The 16,682-nt window shown below is 70.7% G+C and carries 14 protein-coding genes and 1 tRNA gene; 8 read left to right on the plus strand and 7 right to left on the minus strand.

The features are described 5' to 3' along the window. The 5 genes from BM249_RS05125 to BM249_RS05140 all read right to left on the minus strand — a co-directional run. On the minus strand, positions 1-236 hold a 236-nt coding region (locus tag BM249_RS05125), incomplete at its 3' end, for a transposase (protein ID WP_143103689.1). A gap of 14 nt (positions 237-250) precedes the next feature. Next, a complete protein-coding gene (locus BM249_RS22205; protein WP_425284792.1) occupies positions 251-472 on the minus strand; it encodes a DUF6538 domain-containing protein in 222 nt (73 codons plus the stop codon). Positions 473-534: 62 nt separating this feature from the next. After that, positions 535-624: transfer RNA gene (locus BM249_RS05130), tRNA-Ser, on the minus strand. Between the two features lie 112 nt (positions 625-736). After that, a complete protein-coding gene (gene mdoH, locus BM249_RS05135; RefSeq protein ID WP_177232329.1) occupies positions 737-2,833 on the minus strand; it encodes a glucans biosynthesis glucosyltransferase MdoH in 2,097 nt (698 codons plus the stop codon). 38 nt (positions 2,834-2,871) lie between these two features. After that, positions 2,872-4,428, minus strand: a complete 1,557-nt coding sequence (locus BM249_RS05140) for an OpgD/OpgG family glucan biosynthesis protein (RefSeq protein ID WP_244528594.1) — start codon at positions 4,426-4,428, stop codon at positions 2,872-2,874. A 231-nt stretch (positions 4,429-4,659) separates the two neighbouring features. On the opposite strand from BM249_RS05140, the gene BM249_RS05145 reads away from it, so the two are divergent. From BM249_RS05145 to BM249_RS05170, 6 genes are all read left to right on the plus strand, one after another. Then, entirely contained in the window at positions 4,660-4,905 is a 246-nt protein-coding gene (locus BM249_RS05145; RefSeq protein ID WP_091969733.1) for a hypothetical protein, read from the plus strand. Between the two features lie 89 nt (positions 4,906-4,994). Further along, entirely contained in the window at positions 4,995-6,371 is a 1,377-nt protein-coding gene (gene glmU / locus BM249_RS05150) for a bifunctional UDP-N-acetylglucosamine diphosphorylase/glucosamine-1-phosphate N-acetyltransferase GlmU (RefSeq protein ID WP_091969612.1), read from the plus strand. Positions 6,372-6,535: 164 nt separating this feature from the next. Next, the gene (gene glmS, locus BM249_RS05155; RefSeq protein ID WP_091969614.1) at positions 6,536-8,362 is read left to right on the plus strand and encodes a glutamine--fructose-6-phosphate transaminase (isomerizing); all 1,827 of its coding nucleotides are present in this window, start codon (positions 6,536-6,538) and stop codon (positions 8,360-8,362) included. Positions 8,363-8,525: 163 nt separating this feature from the next. Next, positions 8,526-8,945, plus strand: a complete 420-nt coding sequence (locus BM249_RS05160) for a CopG family transcriptional regulator (RefSeq protein WP_091969616.1) — start codon at positions 8,526-8,528, stop codon at positions 8,943-8,945. 26 nt (positions 8,946-8,971) lie between these two features. Further along, positions 8,972-10,204 carry an extracellular catalytic domain type 1 short-chain-length polyhydroxyalkanoate depolymerase gene (locus tag BM249_RS05165; RefSeq protein ID WP_091969618.1) on the plus strand — a complete coding sequence of 411 codons (1,233 nt, stop codon included), beginning with the start codon at positions 8,972-8,974 and terminating at the stop codon, positions 10,202-10,204. Positions 10,205-10,354: 150 nt separating this feature from the next. Then, positions 10,355-11,116: a DUF502 domain-containing protein gene (locus tag BM249_RS05170; RefSeq protein ID WP_091969620.1), complete on the plus strand. Its 762-nt coding sequence runs from the start codon at positions 10,355-10,357 to the stop codon at positions 11,114-11,116. A gap of 3 nt (positions 11,117-11,119) precedes the next feature. Here the strand turns inward: BM249_RS05170 and BM249_RS05175 are convergent, their stop codons facing one another. Next, the gene (locus BM249_RS05175) at positions 11,120-13,600 is read right to left on the minus strand and encodes a putative bifunctional diguanylate cyclase/phosphodiesterase (RefSeq protein WP_091969622.1); all 2,481 of its coding nucleotides are present in this window, start codon (positions 13,598-13,600) and stop codon (positions 11,120-11,122) included. A gap of 93 nt (positions 13,601-13,693) precedes the next feature. After that, entirely contained in the window at positions 13,694-15,835 is a 2,142-nt protein-coding gene (gene recG / locus BM249_RS05180) for an ATP-dependent DNA helicase RecG (protein ID WP_091969624.1), read from the minus strand. Positions 15,836-16,038: 203 nt separating this feature from the next. On the opposite strand from recG, the gene BM249_RS05185 reads away from it, so the two are divergent. Further along, the gene (locus tag BM249_RS05185) at positions 16,039-16,302 is read left to right on the plus strand and encodes a CCDC90 family protein (RefSeq protein ID WP_091969626.1); all 264 of its coding nucleotides are present in this window, start codon (positions 16,039-16,041) and stop codon (positions 16,300-16,302) included. Positions 16,303-16,348: 46 nt separating this feature from the next. After that, positions 16,349-16,642 (plus strand): FAD assembly factor SdhE, encoded by a 294-nt coding sequence (locus BM249_RS05190; protein WP_091969628.1) that lies wholly within the window; start codon positions 16,349-16,351, stop codon positions 16,640-16,642. Positions 16,643-16,682: the final 40 nt, after the last annotated feature.

Raw genomic sequence — 16,682 nt, forward strand, 5'->3', positions numbered from 1 at the left:
TGCACCAGGCTGAGCAGCCGCTCCCAGACACCGGCCCGGGACCAGCGGATGAAGATCTGGGCGGCCCGCCACCACGGACCCAGTTCCTCCGGGATCGCCCGCCATTTGGCGCCGTTCCGATGCCGCCACAGGATCGCCGAGAGCGTGCGTTGCAGGTCCTGCGGCGGCGTCTTGGCCTTGGGCCGGCACGCCTCGACCAGAGGCTCCAGTTCAGACCATTGCGCGTCGCTCAGCATCGTCCCTCCCGCAATCAGAGAGACGAAAACGCAAAACGCGCCAATCCGTTCAAGCGACGACAGGCCCTAGTCGTGCCCAGGCTGATCCACTTCTGGCCGCTTCGCCCTCCCGCGACGAACTCTCGAAGTTCGCGCGGCACCCAGCCTCGAAACGCGTAGCCGCCATTCCTCCGGCGAACGAGGCGGGTATCCTGGGCCATCTGACCGAGTCCAACTGTAGCAGCAACCTGTAGCATGGTCGCCGGCTTCGTCTCGTCGTGTCAATGACTTAAGCAGGAACAACGTGTTAGCAGCGGGTTGGCGGAAGGGGTGGGATTCGAACCCACGGTGGAGTTGCCCCCACGGCGGTTTTCAAGACCGCTGCCTTAAACCACTCGGCCACCCTTCCGGCCCGCCGGTCCAGACCGGCGAGGATCCCGGGGCCTTCAGGCCCAGCGGGAGCCGGAGGGTTCTAGCGGAGAACGGGGCGGGCGGGAATTGAAAACTCGGGCCGGGGCACCTCAAGGCTGGGTGGCATCGAGGCGGCCGAGGCGGTCGAGGAGGGCGCGGTCGTGCAGGAGGGCCATGCGCTCCTTCGGCGAGAGCCAGGCGGCAGCCTCGTCGACGGTGTGGGCCTCCACCACCTTGGCCTGGGCCAGCGCTCGGTCGGTGTCGATGACGCCGCGGGGGCGGGGAACTGCCGTCGGCAGCATGGCGGCGTGGGCGTGGGCGAGTTCCGGCTCGGCGTGGAGGGCCCGTAGGGCGTCGGCGTCGTCGAAGCCCAAGCCCGCGTTGCGGGCCGCGAGGCGGCCGGCCTGGGCGGCGATGGCGGGCGGGTCGCGCTCCTCCGGGGTCATGAGCAGGCCGAAGCGCTTCAGGGCGAGGCCGAGGCTGAGCTGGCCGCTCGCCCAGGAGATCGGGATCGCCAGCACGAGGCCGAGGATGGTCGGCGACATCCAGAGGAACAGGGAGGTGGCGATGGCGAAGGCCGCGATGCCGGTGACGAGGCCGAGTGCCATGTGCCAGCGGTGGCGGCGGACGATATCACCCCACGGGATCGAGCCGTCGTCGCGCCGCTGCGGGTTCCAGCCGGTGTCGCGCCCGAGCAGGATCTGGAACACCGAGCCCGACTGGATCAGCATGGCGATGGGCGCGATGAGGGCCGAGAGCAGGATTTCGATGAGGCTCGACAGGACGAGGCGGCCGGCGCCGCCGCAGGCCCGGCGCACCTGTCCGTCGATGAGCGCCAGGATCAAGCCCAAAAACTTCGGGGCGAGCAGGATGCCCATGGTGAGCCCGAACAGCTGGAGCGCGCGCACGGGATCGAAGCGCGGCCAGACGGGGTGGAGCCCGAACTCGCTCGTGAAGTATTCCGGCCGCACGTAGGCGGTCTGGAGCACCAGGGCGATACCGACGACGAGCTGGGCGAGCCAGAGAGGCGAGGCGACGTAGCCGGCGATGCCCGTGGCGAAGTGCTGGCGCGAGGCGGGTTTCAGGCCGGCGGCCCCGATGATGCGGCTGTGCTGGAGGTTGCCCTGCGCCCAGCGCCGGTCGCGCACGGCCACATCGATGAGGGAGGGCGGGCTCTCCTCGTAGGAGCCGGGGAGCGCCGGCAGCATGGTGACGCTCCAGCCGGCGCGCCGGATGAGCGCCGCTTCCACGAAGTCGTGGGAGAGCACGTGGCCGCCGAAGGGCGGCTTGCCGGGCAGGTCCGGCAACCCGCAGGCTTGCGCGAAGGCCCGGGTGCGGATGATGGCATTGTGCCCCCAGTAATTGCCGTCGCGGCCCGACCACACGGACAGGCCGGTGGCGATGACCGGCCCGTAGATGCGGGCGGCGAATTGCTGGACCCGGGCGAACAGGGTGTTGCGATTGATGATGAGGGGCAGGGACTGGATGATCCCCGAATCCGGGTCCGCCTCCATGGCGGCGGCCAGATGCACGACGCAGGCCCCGGTCATGAGGCTGTCGGCGTCGAGGACGAGCATGTGGTCGTAGGCCGCCCCCCAGCGGGTGACGAAGTCGCCGATATTGCCGGCCTTGCGGTGATGATTCTTCGGCCGGTGGCGGTAGTAAAGGCGGGCGTCCTCGCCCCAGCGGGCGCGGAGTTCGAGGAAGGCGCGCTCCTCGGCGATCCAGGCGTCGCTTTGTGTCGAGTCCGACAGCACGAAGTAGTCGAATGCGTGCCCGAGGCCGGTGGCGTCGATCTCGGCGCGCATGGCCTCGATGGCCGCGAAGGTCCGGGCCGTGGCCTCGTTGTAGACCGGCATCACCATTGCGGTGCGGGTCGCCAGCGCCGTGGGCAGGGCAGGGGTCCTGGGACGGCGCAGGAGCACGAGGAAGCCGAGGATCGCGCCCGTGAAGGCGAGGGCGATCCAGGAGAAGTTCAGGGTGAACAGGGCGAGCAGCACGTACTGAAGCGCCGTGGTGCCGCCGGAGACCGACACCACCTCGTACATCTGATAGGCGCCGTAGGCCGTGAGAAGCGCCGCCGCGCCGAACACGAAGATCCGGGCGAGCCAGGGCTTGGGGTGGGCGACGGCGGGCTTGTGCCCATCGGCCGCGTCCCAAGCGTCGAGGCGCTGCACCGGCATGGCCAGGGGAGCCTCGGGCGGCATCGCCGGGCGGAACGGGGCGATGGGAGAGGCGGGTGCGTTCACGGGGTCCAACGGTACAGCCAGGTTTCGGTTAAGGCGGTGTCGTCCCGTAGCAGGGCGAGGCGCAGTTCGCAGGCCTTTTCGCCGCGCGGATCGAGTTCGAAGGCGACCCGGACGGTCTTGCGCTCGGGGTAGCGGTAGAGCCGGTTCGCCGTGATCGCGCCGGGACTCACGGAGAGCTGCGTCCGCAGGGCCTCGACCTCCGCCAGCCCCTCGCCGGTGAAGTCCACGAGGATGAGGCGCCGCGCCTCCGTGGTGCCGCGTCCGCTGCGGGTGCCCGAAACCACCGCCACGGGCACCGGCTCGGGGGGCTGCCAGCACCAGTGCTGGCGGTAGCTGAACGCGAGTTCGCCCCGGGCCGCGAGGCCGGTCTTCGGCCGCCAGTAGGCGAGGATGTTCTCGTTGAACTCGGAATCGCTCGGGATCTCGAGGAGGGTCACGCTGCCCGGCCCCCAGGCCGCGAGGGGTTCGAGCCACAGGGACGGGCGCCATTCCCAATGCTGTACGTCGTCCTGGAAGGCACGGTAGTCGCGCGCCCGCTGCATCAGCCCGAAGCCCTTCGGGTTGTCGTCGACGAAGGACGAGACCTGCAGGGTCTCGGGATTGCGGACCGGACGCCAGATCGCCTCGCCGGAGCCCGTGCGGATCTGCAGGCCGCCCGACGAATGGACGGCGGCGCGCGCATCGTCGGCCCCGCGCCGGTCGTAGGGGCCGAACAGGTAGCTCGTGGTCATGCCGCCAAGGCCGAGGTGATCGATGGCGGTGCGCGCGAACACCGTGCCCTCGACGTCGCACAGGGAGGCCGCTCCCGGACGCAGGCTCATGCGCAGGGCCGCCGTGGCGGAGGGGGAATCGACGAGGGCATGCACCACCAAGGGGGCGCCGGGACCCGGCCGCTCGATCCAGATGGCCCGGAACTCCGGGAACTCCTCGCCCCGGGCGTCGGCGGGCCGCAGGGTGAGGGCGCGGGCGGTGACGCCGAAGCCCTGGCCGGCGGCGATGAGGCGGAAGAACGAGGCGCCCTGGAAGTAGGCGAAATCGGCGAGGTCGCCGCCGTCGAACCGGGCCCGGATCTTGAAGCCCGAATAGCCCATGTCCTCCTTGAGGGTGGGGATCTGCGTGGTGTCGGTCTCGAACCGGGCGCGGTCGTAGGGCAGGGGGCGGACCACCCCGTCCTCCACGAGGGCCAGGGCGACGCGGTCCTTGAACACCGAGCCGCGATGCAGGGGTTCGAGGGTGAAGCCGAGGCCGGCTTCGGCCCAGACCGCGCTGCCCGGCGCCGTGCGGATGGCGGCATATTGCTCGCGGTTGAGATCGGCCAGGGCCCCGGGCAAATCGTCGGTGCGGGGTGCGACGTAGGCGCGCGCGGCCAGTGCCCGGGCGAGGTCGGTGACGAGACCCGCCTGGAACGGGGTGCCGGCCGTGGGCAGGGCGGGCGCGTCGTCCGCGAAGGCGGGCATGGGAAAGCCCGCGGACACGGCCAGGGCACCGGCCCCGCGCAGGAGGGTGCGGCGGGTCTGCCCCCCCGCCCCCGTCGTCGCGGAATCGTCGGCCATGGGGTCGGCGTCGGGGACGTCTCGGAGCGGCGGCGTCATGGGGACCTAATGGGACCTGTCGTTCGGGCGCGGCGGCGATGGGGAGAATACGCAGCTTCGACGACGGGTTTACCACGCACGGCCCTGAACTGAAGGTTAAGCTTTCGTGACTTCATGAACTGGCCGAAGCGCCGCGCCTGTGGCACATCTCCCGTGTCGACGGCCATCGTCGACGCGGTCACGGAGGAGTCCATGGCGTTGATTCCATGCCCCGCCTGCACGCACCGGATGTCCATCCGGGCCCTGGCCTGTCCCGCCTGCGGCCATCCCGGTCCGGACACGTCGCCCCGGGGCGGGGGAGGCGGAACGGTCCGGATGCTCGGCCAGGTCGCCGGTACCTACCTCTCCACGACGGCTCTGACCGGGCTCGCCCTGGGCAGCGTGATGTTCGCGTCCGTCGCCGCCGTGCTGATTACCCTGATCCTGTCCGGCCGCTGATTCCGGCGGACCGCTTGCCAGACCCGTGGGCGGCGCAGTAGCGCACCGGCCACGGGCGGACGAACGGGTCAAGGACAGGCGGATCGATCATGGGCGCAGCGACGACGACCGGGCGCAGTCTCACAGCCATCGTGCTCGCCGCCGGCAAGGGCACGCGGATGCGCTCGGATCTGCCGAAAGTGCTCCATGCCGTCGCCGGGCGGACCATGCTGGGCCACGTCCTCGCGGCCGCCCGCGCGGCGGGGGCGGGGCGCATCGCCGTGGTGGTGGAGCCGGGCCAGGCCGCCGTGGCGCGGGAGATCGAGGCGGCGGCGCCGGGCGCCGCCGTGTTCCCGCAGGCGGAGCGCCTCGGCACCGCCCATGCGGTGCTGGCCGCCCGCACGATCCTGGCCGAAGCCGACGACGACGTCATCGTGGCCTTCGGCGACACGCCGCTCGTCACCGGCGACACCCTCGCGCGCCTGCGGGCGCCGCTGGCCGATGGCGCCGCCGTGGCGGTTCTGGCCTTCGACACACCGAATCCGAAGGGCTACGGCCGGGTCCTGACGGAGGGCGGCCGGGTGGTCGCCATCCGCGAGGAGAAGGACGCCAGCGATTCCGAGCGCGCCGTCACCCTGTGCAATGCCGGGCTCATGGCCCTTTCGGGGGCGCATGCCCTCGCCCTCCTCGACCGCATCGGCAACGCCAACGCGGCCGGCGAATATTACCTGCCCGACGCCGTCGGCCTCGCCGTGGCGGACGGGCTGACGGTGGCGGTGGTGGCGGTCGACGAGGCCGAGGCGCAGGGCGTCAACGACCGGGTCCAGCTCGCCGTGGCGGAGGCGGAGATCCAGGTTCGTCTGCGCCGCGCGGCGCAGATCGGCGGCGCCACCCTGGTGGCGCCGGAAACGGTTTTCCTGAGTGTCGACACGGTGTTGGGCCGGGACGTTCTCGTGGAACCTCATGTGGTGTTCGGGTCCGGGGTCACCGTCGGCGACGGCTGCACGATCCACGCCTTCTCGCACCTCGAAGGCGCGTCCCTGGCGCCCGGCGTCGCGGTCGGCCCCTATGCCCGGCTCCGCCCCGGCGCGGTGCTGGAGACGGGGGCGAAGGTCGGCAACTTCGTCGAGATCAAGAACGCGCATCTCGGCGCCGGCGCCAAGGCCAACCACCTGACCTATCTCGGCGACGCCGAGATCGGCGCGGGCGCCAATGTCGGGGCCGGCACCATCACGTGCAATTACGACGGGGTGAACAAGCACCGCACCACCATCGGGGCGGGCGCCTTCATCGGCTCGAACACCGCCCTCGTGGCCCCCGTGACCGTGGGCGCCGGGGCCATCGTCGGGGCGGGCTCGGTGATTTCTGCGGATGTCGCCGACGACGCCCTGGCGGTGTCGCGGGCGCGCCAGCGCAGCCTTGCCGACTGGGCGCCGGGCAAGCGCGCGGCCCTGGCCGCCGAGAAGGCGGCCCGCGCAAAATCCTAACCCTCCGGGCGGTTGGGCCCGTTGCCTCAAGCTTGCATTGAGGATTGGCGACCGACCTTCGGACGGGGATCGGGACGGGCCGGGTGGCTTGGCCGTCCCATTCCGGTACAAGCCGGGGTTTGGCAAGGCGCCTCCCGGCGGCTCGTTTGTGAGAGACACGACCCATGTGTGGAATCGTTGGCATCGTCGGGCGGGACGCCGTGGCCGGGCAACTCGTGGAGGCCCTGCGCCGCCTCGAGTATCGCGGCTACGATTCGGCCGGCATCGCCACCCTGACGGACGGACACCTCGAGCGCCGCCGCGCGGAGGGCAAGCTCGCCAACCTCGAGGCGCGTTTGCGCGACGAGCCCTTGGGCGGCGCCATCGGCATCGGCCACACGCGGTGGGCGACGCATGGGCGGCCCAACGAGACCAACGCCCACCCGCACGCCACGGCGCGGCTGGCCGTGGTCCATAACGGCATCATCGAGAATTTTCGGGAATTGAAGGCCGAGCTGCAGGGGCTCGGGGTCCGCTTCGAGAGCGAGACCGATACGGAGGTGGTGGCCCAACTCGTCAGCCGCGCCATGGACGAGGGCCTCGGCCCCGTCGAGGCCGTCGCCCGCTGCCTGCCGCGCCTGCACGGCGCCTTCGCCCTCGGCATCCTGTTTTCCGGCCACGACGACCTCCTCGTCGGCGCCCGCCACGGCGCGCCGCTGGCCATCGGCTTCGGGCAGGGGGAAACCTATCTCGGCTCCGACGCCCTGGCCCTGGCGCCGTTCACCGAGGAGATCACCTACCTGGAGGAGGGCGATTGGGCGGTCCTGTCGCGGGCCGGCGCCGAGATCCACGGTCTCGACGGCGCGGTGGTCGAACGTCCGCGCCAGCGCATCGTCGCCCAGGCCTTCCGGGTCGAGAAGGGCAATCACCGCCACTTCATGGCGAAGGAAATCCACGAGCAGCCAGAGGTCGTGGGCCGTACCCTGGCGCATTACGTCGATCTGGCGAATGGCCGCGTCGCCCTCCCCGAGACCCTGCCGTTCGATTTTCGCACCCTCTCGCGTCTCTCCATCACGGCCTGTGGCACCGCCTACTATGCCGGCCTGGTCGCCAAATACTGGTTCGAGACCCTGGCCCGCCTGCCCGTGGAGATCGACGTCGCCTCGGAGGCCCGCTACCGCGAGCCGCCCCTCGACCGCGACGGTCTCACCCTGGTGATCTCGCAATCGGGCGAGACCGCCGACACCCTGGCGTCCCTGCGCTACGCCAAGTCCCAGGGCCAGCACACCCTGGCGGTCGTCAACGTGCCGACCTCGACCATCGCGCGCGAAGCCTCCGCCGTGGTGCCGACCCTGGCCGGCCCCGAGATCGGCGTCGCCTCCACGAAGGCGTTCTCGTGCCAGCTCACCGTGCTCCTGTGCCTCGCCATCGCGGCCGGCCGGGCGCGCGGCGCCTTGAGCGCCGAGCGCGAGCGCGCCCTGGTCGATGCCCTCATCACCGTGCCGGGCCTGATGGCGGAGGCGACGAAGCGCGAGGGCGAGATCGAGGGCCTCGCCCGCGAGGTCTCGAAGGCCCGCGACGTGCTCTATCTCGGGCGCGGCACCAGCTACCCCATGGCGCTGGAAGGCGCCTTGAAACTCAAGGAAATCAGCTACATCCACGCGGAAGGTTATGCGGCGGGCGAACTGAAGCACGGCCCCATCGCCCTCATCGACGAGAGCGTGCCGGTCATCGTCATCGCGCCCCACGACGCCATCTTCGAGAAAACCGTGTCCAACATGCAGGAGGTGGCCGCGCGCGGCGGACGCATCATCCTCATCGGAGACGCCAAGGGCGCGGCGGCGGCGGGCCTCGACACCCTGGCCACCGTGACCATGCCGGACCTCGACCCCGTGGTCGCCCCCATCGTCTACGCCGTGCCGATCCAGCTCATCGCCTACCACACGGCGGTGTTCATGGGGAAAGACGTGGACCAGCCACGCAACCTCGCGAAATCCGTGACGGTGGAATAGCCGACAGGCCCGACGCCGCCCGATCCCCCGCACGACATGCAAAAGCCCCCGGGGCGACCGGCACACGGTCGCCTCGGGGGCTTTTGCATGTCCGCCCTTGTGCGCCTCTTAGCCCTTCCCATCTACAGACCATCCAATTGGATGGCTTGAAGGGGCTTGAGAGATGGAAAACAACGTTCAAACCCTACGGCCGAAGCTGCCCGAGAGCGAGAAGGTCACGGTCAATCTCGGCTTCGTCGACCTCGGTCACATCGACCTGATGGTGCGGGACGGCTTCTTCGCCAACCGGGCCGACTTCATCCGCACCGCCGTGCGCAACCAGCTCGACCGCCAGGGCGAGGCCGTGCGCCAATCCGTGGCCCGCAAGGGGCTCGAACTCGGCCTGTCGCATTACAGCCGCGCCGCCCTCGAAGCGGCCCGGGACGCCGGCACGCCGCTCCACATCCAGGTGCTCGGCCTCGCCAGCATCGCGGCCGACGTCACCCCGGAACTCGCCCGCGCGGCCATCGCCCACGTGCAGGTGCTCGGCGCCTTCCAGGCGAGCCCGGCCGTCAAGGCGGCGCTCGCCGACCGCATCGCCTGATCCCTCACCGCAAGGATTTTCGATCCATGGCTCCCTTCCACGCGACCCACGCCGCCGGCATCGACATGGACGCCGTGACCCGCCTCACCCGAGCCGGCCGGCTCACCGAGGCGATGGCCCTGCTTCAGGGCAAGCCCGGTCCCGAAGCAACGCCAGCGAAGGACGCGCGCGACGTCCTCGACATGGTGGCCCCGGCCGACGCCTCAGGTGCCTGGACGGCGCCGGACTCCCGGGCCGAACCCCCACCGCAGCCCGATCTCGCCCGGACCCTGCGCGACCTATCCGAGCGCTTCGCCAAACCCGGTGGCTTGAACGGTGCGTTGAATGGCGGCTTGGCGGGCGCGATGCCGAGCTTCGAAGGTCTCGCCCAGGGATTCCCACGAAAGGGCGCCGCGAAGCCGGTTCCCGTGCCCGAAGGCGCTCGCTTCGAGACGCGGCGCTTCACCGGCGCGGCGGGCGCCCGCGACTACAAGATTTACGTGCCGAGCGGCCGGGCCGGGACCGCCCTGCCGTTGATCGTGATGCTGCACGGCTGCACCCAGTCACCCGACGATTTCGCCGCCGGGACCCGCATGAACGCGCTGGCCGAAACGAACGGTTTCCTCGTGGCCTATCCGGAGCAGCCGGCTTCCGCCAATCCGCAGAAGTGCTGGAATTGGTTCAACACCGGGGACCAGGGGCGAGAGGGCGGCGAGCCGGCCCTCATCGCCGGTCTCGCGCGGGCGGTGCTGGCCGAATTCGACGGCGACCCCGCCCGCGTCTACGTCGCCGGCCTGTCGGCGGGCGGGGCGGCGGCGGCCGTCCTGGCCGCGACCCATCCCGACCTGTTCGCGGCGGTGGGCGTGCATTCGGGCCTCGCCTGCGGGGCGGCGCGCGACATGCCCTCCGCCTTCGCGGCCATGAACGGGGGCGGCGCGGTGCAGCCGCGCGGGCGAGGCCCGGCCGTGCCCACAATCGTGTTCCACGGCGACGGCGACCGCACGGTCCATCCCGTCAACGGCGAGCGGGTGATCGAACAGGCCACGCCCGTCGCGGCTCTCGGCACCACGGTGACGCGGGGCACGGCACCGGGCGGCACGGCCTACACCCGCACGGTCCGGGCCGACGGGGAGGGCCGGGCGATCCTGGAGCATTGGGTCCTGCACGGCGCCGGCCACGCCTGGTCCGGCGGCAGCCCGGACGGCTCCTACACCGATCCGCGGGGGCCCGATGCCAGCGCCGAGATGGTGCGGTTCTTCCTCGGTCATACCCATCCCTGACTTGCCCTCCCTGACCGATGGGAGCCGGCCTTGAGCCCGGCCGTGGGGCCGGCCTTGAGCCCGGCCCCCGCAGGGGCTACCTCTAGCGACAGGGGGGCCGGGACTGGCCGACGAGCATGGGCGCCGATCCCCACGGCCGAGAGTGTATCCGTGGCGCCACTCATTCCGCCGGTCCCCGAACCAGAACCCACCGGGGCCCGCCCCCGGGTCAGCGCGCGCGGGCGACTGCGGACCTACTTCCTCACCGGCATCATCGTCTCCGGACCGCTGGCCATCACCATCTACATCACCTGGTGGTTCATCAGCCTCATCGACGGCTGGGTGAAGCCCCTGGTGCCGGCGAGCTACCTGCCCGACCATTACCTGCCGTTCTCGATCCCCGGCCTCGGCCTCCTCATCGCGTTCCTGGCGGTGACGCTCCTCGGCTTCCTCACGGCCAACCTCGTCGGGCGCAGCGTCGTGGAGTTCGGCGAGGTTCTGCTCGCCCGCACGCCGGTGATCTCCGGCCTGTACAAGGGCCTGCGGCAGATCTTCGAGACGCTGTTCTCCGCCAACGGCACCTCGTTCCGCACGGTCGGCCTCGTCGAGTTCCCCGTGAAGGGCACGTGGTCGGTGGTGTTCCTCTCGGCCCCCGCTGCCCCCGACGTGCAGAATGCGCTTGGCGCCGGCGGCGACCATGTCGGGGTGTTCCTGCCCTGCGCCCCCAACCCGACCACGGGGTTCTTCTTCTATCTACCCCGCCGCGACATCGTGGAGATCGCCATGAGCGTCGACGACGCGGCCAAGCTCGTCATGTCGGCGGGTGTGATCCAGCCCGATGACCCGGGGGCACGCCTCCAGGCCATGGCCGCGACCCTGCGGGCGGCGCGGGGCGAGGATGGGGTCCATGCGCCACAGAAGACCGAGGCCTGAGAATCAGACCGCGCGCCGAGCGGGCGCCGCTTCGGCCGCCTCCTCCGCGATGAGCCGCCGGACCCGCTCGACCGGCATCGGCCGCCCGAACAGGAAGCCCTGGACCTCGTCGCAGCCCGCCGCCCGCAGGTGCTGGAACTGCCCCTCCGTCTCGATGCCCTCGGCGGTGGTGAGGATCCCGAGGCTCGCCCCGAGGTCGACGATGGCCCGGACGATGGCCGCCGCCTGCGTCTCGGTCTCCATCTCGCTCACGAAGGAGCGGTCGATCTTGATGCGGTCGAACGGGAACGAGCGCAGGTAGCCGAGGGACGAGTAGCCCGTGCCGAAATCGTCCATGGCGATGCGCGTGCCGAGGCTCCTCAGCCGATGCAGGGCGGCGAGGTTGGCCGCATTCTCGGCGAGCAGCACGGTTTCGGTGATTTCGAGTTCGAGGCGATCCGGCGCGAGGCCCGTCTCCGCGAGCACTCGTCCCACGGTCTCGGCGAGCGTCCGGTTCCGGAACTGGACCGGCGACAGGTTCACGGCGACCCGCAGGGATCGGGGCCAGGACGCCGCCTCGGCGCAGGCCGTGCGCAGGACCCATTCGCCGATGGGGTCGATGAGGCCGGTCTCCTCGGCCATGGGCACGAACTCGGCCGGGGAGATGAACCCGCGCTCGGGATGGCGCCAGCGCAGGAGCGCTTCGAAACCTGCGAGCCGTCCGGAGCCGACCAGCAGCACGGGCTGATAATGGAGTTCGAGATCCCCGGCGGCGAAGGCGGCGCGCAAATCCTGCTCCAGGGCCCGGCGGGCCTGGACCTCGGCCTCCATGGCGAGGGTGAAGCAGTGATGGGTGTTCCGTCCGGCCCCCTTGGCGCCGTAGAGGGCGAGGTCGGCGTTGCGCAGCAGGCGATCGGGATCGGTGCCGTCCTCCGGCAGGCGCGCGACGCCGATGCTGACGCCGACCCGTACCTCCTGACCCTGGATCGCGAATGGCCGGCTCATGGCCTCGATGAGGTGCGCCGACAGGCTGCGGGCCGAAACCGCGCGCTGCACCAGGATCGCGAACTCGTCGCCGCCCATGCGGGCGATGAGGTCGCCCCTCTCCAGGCAGGCGGCCAGCCGCTTGGTGACGCCGCACAGGAGTTCGTCGCCGGCGGAATGCCCGAGGGTGTCGTTGACGGTCTTGAAGTGATCGAGGTCGAGGAAGAGCACCAGGGCCCCGGTACCGGTCCGCTCCTGGCGGGCGATGGCCTCGCCCAGACGCGCCCGGAACAGGACGCGGTTCGGCAGATCGGTCAGGGCGTCGTAGTGCGCCATATGGGCGATGCGAGCCTCGGCCCGGCGGCGTTCGGTGACATCGATCACCGCCGTCAACATGGCGGAGCGGCCATGGAAGTCGAGAATCCGGTCGTACAGCGTCACCTCGATGCGCGATCCGTCCGCCCGCAGGTGCGTCCGGGGTGCATCCGGACCGTAGAGTTCATCCACGACCGGTGAGGCCCCCGTGGCCACGGGCTCGAGGTCTGTGAGGGTCATACTGTAGAAGCGCTCGAGGCTGTGGCCGTAATGGGCCAGGGCCGCATCGTTCACCGCGAGGAAGCGATGGGTGTGGCGGTCGGTCAGCCACATGGGCAGGGGGTTGTTCTCGAACAGGAGGCGGGCGGACGCCTCGCGGGCTTTCAGGTCCCCGACATCCACGAAGGTCAGGGCCAGAAGATCGCCGATGCAACCCGCCTCGATCTTGAGGTGCAGGTCGCGCCCGTCGGCACCGGGCAGGCTGACCTCGAACACGTCCCGGCCCTCCGACGCGATGACGCCGATGAGGCGACCGAAGGCATCGTCCTGGCTCAGGCGGGCCGAAACCCGGGTCAGGCGCTGCCATTGCAGATCGGCGATGCTGCGCCCGAGGAGGCGCGCCGCCCCCTCGTTCGCCGCCATGATCTTGAAGTCGCTCACCCATCCGTCGCCGCTCCGGATGGTGCTGAGGGCGAGCATGCCCTGGTCGGTCGCCCCGAACATCGCCTTGACGAGGTCGTAGCGGGACTGCGTGCCGACGAGGCTGAGGAGGACCAGGGGGGAGTCCGCCTGACGCGTCAGGGGCAGGCCGAGGAATTCGATGCTGGTGACGATCCCGTCATGGACACGATCGCAGCGCGTGCGGGCCGGTTCCCGCAGCGTCAGCGCCCGTTCCACCACCTCGCACAGGGGTTGGCGAATGTCCTCGCTGAGGCCCGCCACCGCGAAGCGCGGCATCGCGGGGGACTCATCCCGATACGGGGCGCCGGGATCCCGGTGGAGCCAGGCGAGGAAACGCGCGCCACTCCAGAGAACTTCGTCGGGCTTCCCCTCCCGTGTCGCGACGAGGGCGGCATAGTCGGCATGGCGGCCGAGATTACCCAGGACCACGGCCTCGTAGGACGGAATGTCCTCGCCCGGTCGCCGCGCCGCCTGCCAGCGCTCGATCAGGGGCGTGGAACTCACCCCCGTGTTCTCGATCGGCATGGTCCCCAATTCCCCTTCCCGGGACGAGCCTTTAAGGTCGAGACATTGATACCAAGTTCATGAGCCAACTCATAAATTCGATGCCCCGCGCGGCTACCCGGCGCCCAGCAGCCGGATCGCGGCATCGCGCTCGAACAGGTAAAGCAGCACCCGCAGGGCCTGCCCGCGCGGGCTTGCGAGGCCGGGATCGCGCTGAACCATGAGTTGCGCGTCGTCGCGGGCGACCTGAAGCAGCGCGGCATCGCTTTCGAGGTTGGCGAGACGGAAGGCCGCCATTCCGGATTGGCGGGTGCCGAGCACTTCACCCTCGCCGCGCAGGCGCAGATCTTCCTCGGCGATGCGGAAACCGTCCTCGGTCTCGCGCATCATCTCCAGGCGCGCCCGCGAAACCTGCCCCAGGGGACCACGGTAGAGCAGGAGGCAGGTGGAGGCCTTGGCGCCGCGCCCGACCCGGCCCCGCAGCTGGTGGAGCTGGGCCAATCCGAACCGCTCGGCATGTTCGATGACCATGATAGTGGCCTCCGGCACGTCGACGCCGACCTCGACCACGGTGGTGGAGACGAGGATCCGGGTCTCGCCCCGCGCGAACCGCTCCATGGCGGCGTCCTTGTCCGGCCCCGGCATCTTGCCGTGGATGAGGCCCACCGCGTCGCCGAAGCTGTGGCGCAGGTCCGCGAACCGCTCCTCGGCCGCCGCGAGGTCGACGAACTCGGATTCCGCCACGAGGGGACAGATCCAGTAGACCCGGTCGCCCGCCGCCAGCGCCCGCCCGAGACCCGCCACCACCTCGTCGAGGCGCTCGGTGGAGACGAGGCGGGTGACGATGGGCTGGCGCCCGGCCGGCTTCTCGTCGAGGACCGAGACGTCCATGTCGCCGAAACACGTCAGCGCCAGGGTGCGGGGGATCGGGGTCGCGGTCATCACCAGGATGTCGACGGCCTGGCCCTTGGCGCCGAGCGCCAGGCGCTGGTGGACGCCGAAGCGGTGCTGCTCGTCCACCACCGCCACGCCGAGGTCGCGGAAGACCACGCTGTCCTGGAACAGGGCATGGGTGCCGACCACGATGTCGATTGTGCCCGCCGCGAGGTCGGCCAGCGTCGCCCGACGCTCGGCCGCCCGGTCGCGCCCGGTGAGGAGGCGCAGGCGCAAGGTCCCGGCCATGGGGCCGAGACGCTCGAAATGCTGGCGGGCGAGAATCTCGGTGGGCGCCATCAGGGCCGCCTGACGACCGACCTCGATGGCGGACGCCATGGCGAGCAGGGCCACGGCGGTCTTGCCCGAGCCGACATCGCCCTGGAGCAGGCGCAGCATCCGCCGGTCGGAGGCGAGATCGGCCCGGATTTCGGTCACCGCCCGCCGCTGCGCCCCCGTGAGGCCGAAGGGCAGGGCGGCCTCGATCCGCTGCACGAGGTGGCCGTCGCCGGCATTGGCCCGGCCCGGCGACCGGCGGTTGCGCGCGCGCAGGAGGGCGAGGGCGAACTGCGAGGCCAGGAGTTCGTCGTAGGCGAGGCGCTGGCGTGCAGGCGGACGCGGGGCCGTCGCGCCCTCGGCCAAGGGGGGCGGGGCGTTCTCCGGGCGGTGCTCGGCCCGCAGGGCATCGGCGAAGGCGGGCCAGTTCTGCTGGGCGAGCCAGGCCGGGTCCTGCCACTCGGGCAGCACCGGCAGGCGTTCGAGGGCGGCATGCGCCAGCTTCGAGATCGCCCGAGAGGTCAGCCCCTCGGTGGCGCCATAGATCGGCTCGACGGCGGGGAGGGCGGCGAGCGCCGCCTCGTCGATGATCCGGGACGGATGCACCATCTGGCGATGCCCGTCGTAGAGGTCGATGCGGCCGGTGATGTAGCGATGGGCGCCGAGCGGCAGCATCTTCTCGACGCGGGACCCCGGCATGCCGAAGAACACGAGGGTGATGTCGCCCGTCGCATCCTCGACCAGCACCCGGTAGGGGCGTTTGCCCGCCCCCGCCTGCGGCGGCCGGTAGCCCGTCACCGTGACCCCCAGGGTCACGGGCTCGCCCGGCGGCGCCTCGGCGATGGAGCCGAGCAGCTTTCGCACCACGCCGCCCTGGGGCAGGTGGAACAGGAGGTCGACGATGCGGGCGGGCTGCTCCGGGGTGCCGAGCAGCCGCTCGATCATCGGCGCCATCTTCGGGCCGATCCCCGGCAGGGTGCGGGCCGGCGCGAAGAGCGGATCGAGGATGGTCGGGCGCAGAAGGGCAGGGCGGGCGTCGTCGGTCATGAAGGAAGCGGCCGTTTTCTCTGCTTCGACAGGACAGGTCCCGCTCGGATCATCATCGCCGTGCGATTGCCCATAGGCGCCGAGCCGGAACACGGCAACGCCCCGGAGAGGCGGCACGGCGTTGCAACGCCGAGGGAATGGGCCATATTCGAAAGCGCCGATCCGCGCACCGGATCGGAGCACAGGATTCCAGCGTACCCGTCATGGCCGCCACCGCTCTCGACACCCTCGCCATCGCGCGAAAACTGAAGGCGGCGGGCTTTTCGGACGATCAGGCGGAAGCCGTGACGGGCGTCATCCGAGAGGCGCGGGACACCGACCTGTCCGTGCTGGTGACGAAGGCGGACCTCAAGACCGAGATCGCCGAGGCGAAATACGATATCTTGAAATGGGTTTTGTCGGCCATCGGTTTCCAGACCATCGTGATCGTGGGTGCCATCGTCACCCTGGCGCGGGGTCTCCACTGATCCTAAGATCCCATTATCCCCTGATCACAGCATCACAGGACGCACCATGTCCGGCACCACCCGCACCAGCGCGGACCTCGATCCGCGTCGCCGCCGCACCCTGTTCCGCGCCTGGCATCGCGGCATCCGCGAGATGGACCTGATCATGGGGCGTTTCGCCGATGCCGAGATCGGCACCCTGACGGACGAGGAGCTGACCCTGTTCGAAGCCCTCATCGAAGTGCCCGACCGCGACCTGTTCCGCTGGCTCACGGGCGAGGACGAGACGCCGCAGAACTACGATACCCCGGTGTACCGCCGCCTCAAGGCGTTCCATAAGCACGACGCGCCGATTCATTAGCGCCGACGCGCCGCAAGGATCAGCCCTTTCACCCTCGCCC

This window comes from Methylobacterium gossipiicola, from assembly GCF_900113485.1.
Lineage (GTDB): Bacteria > Pseudomonadota > Alphaproteobacteria > Rhizobiales > Beijerinckiaceae > Methylobacterium > Methylobacterium gossipiicola.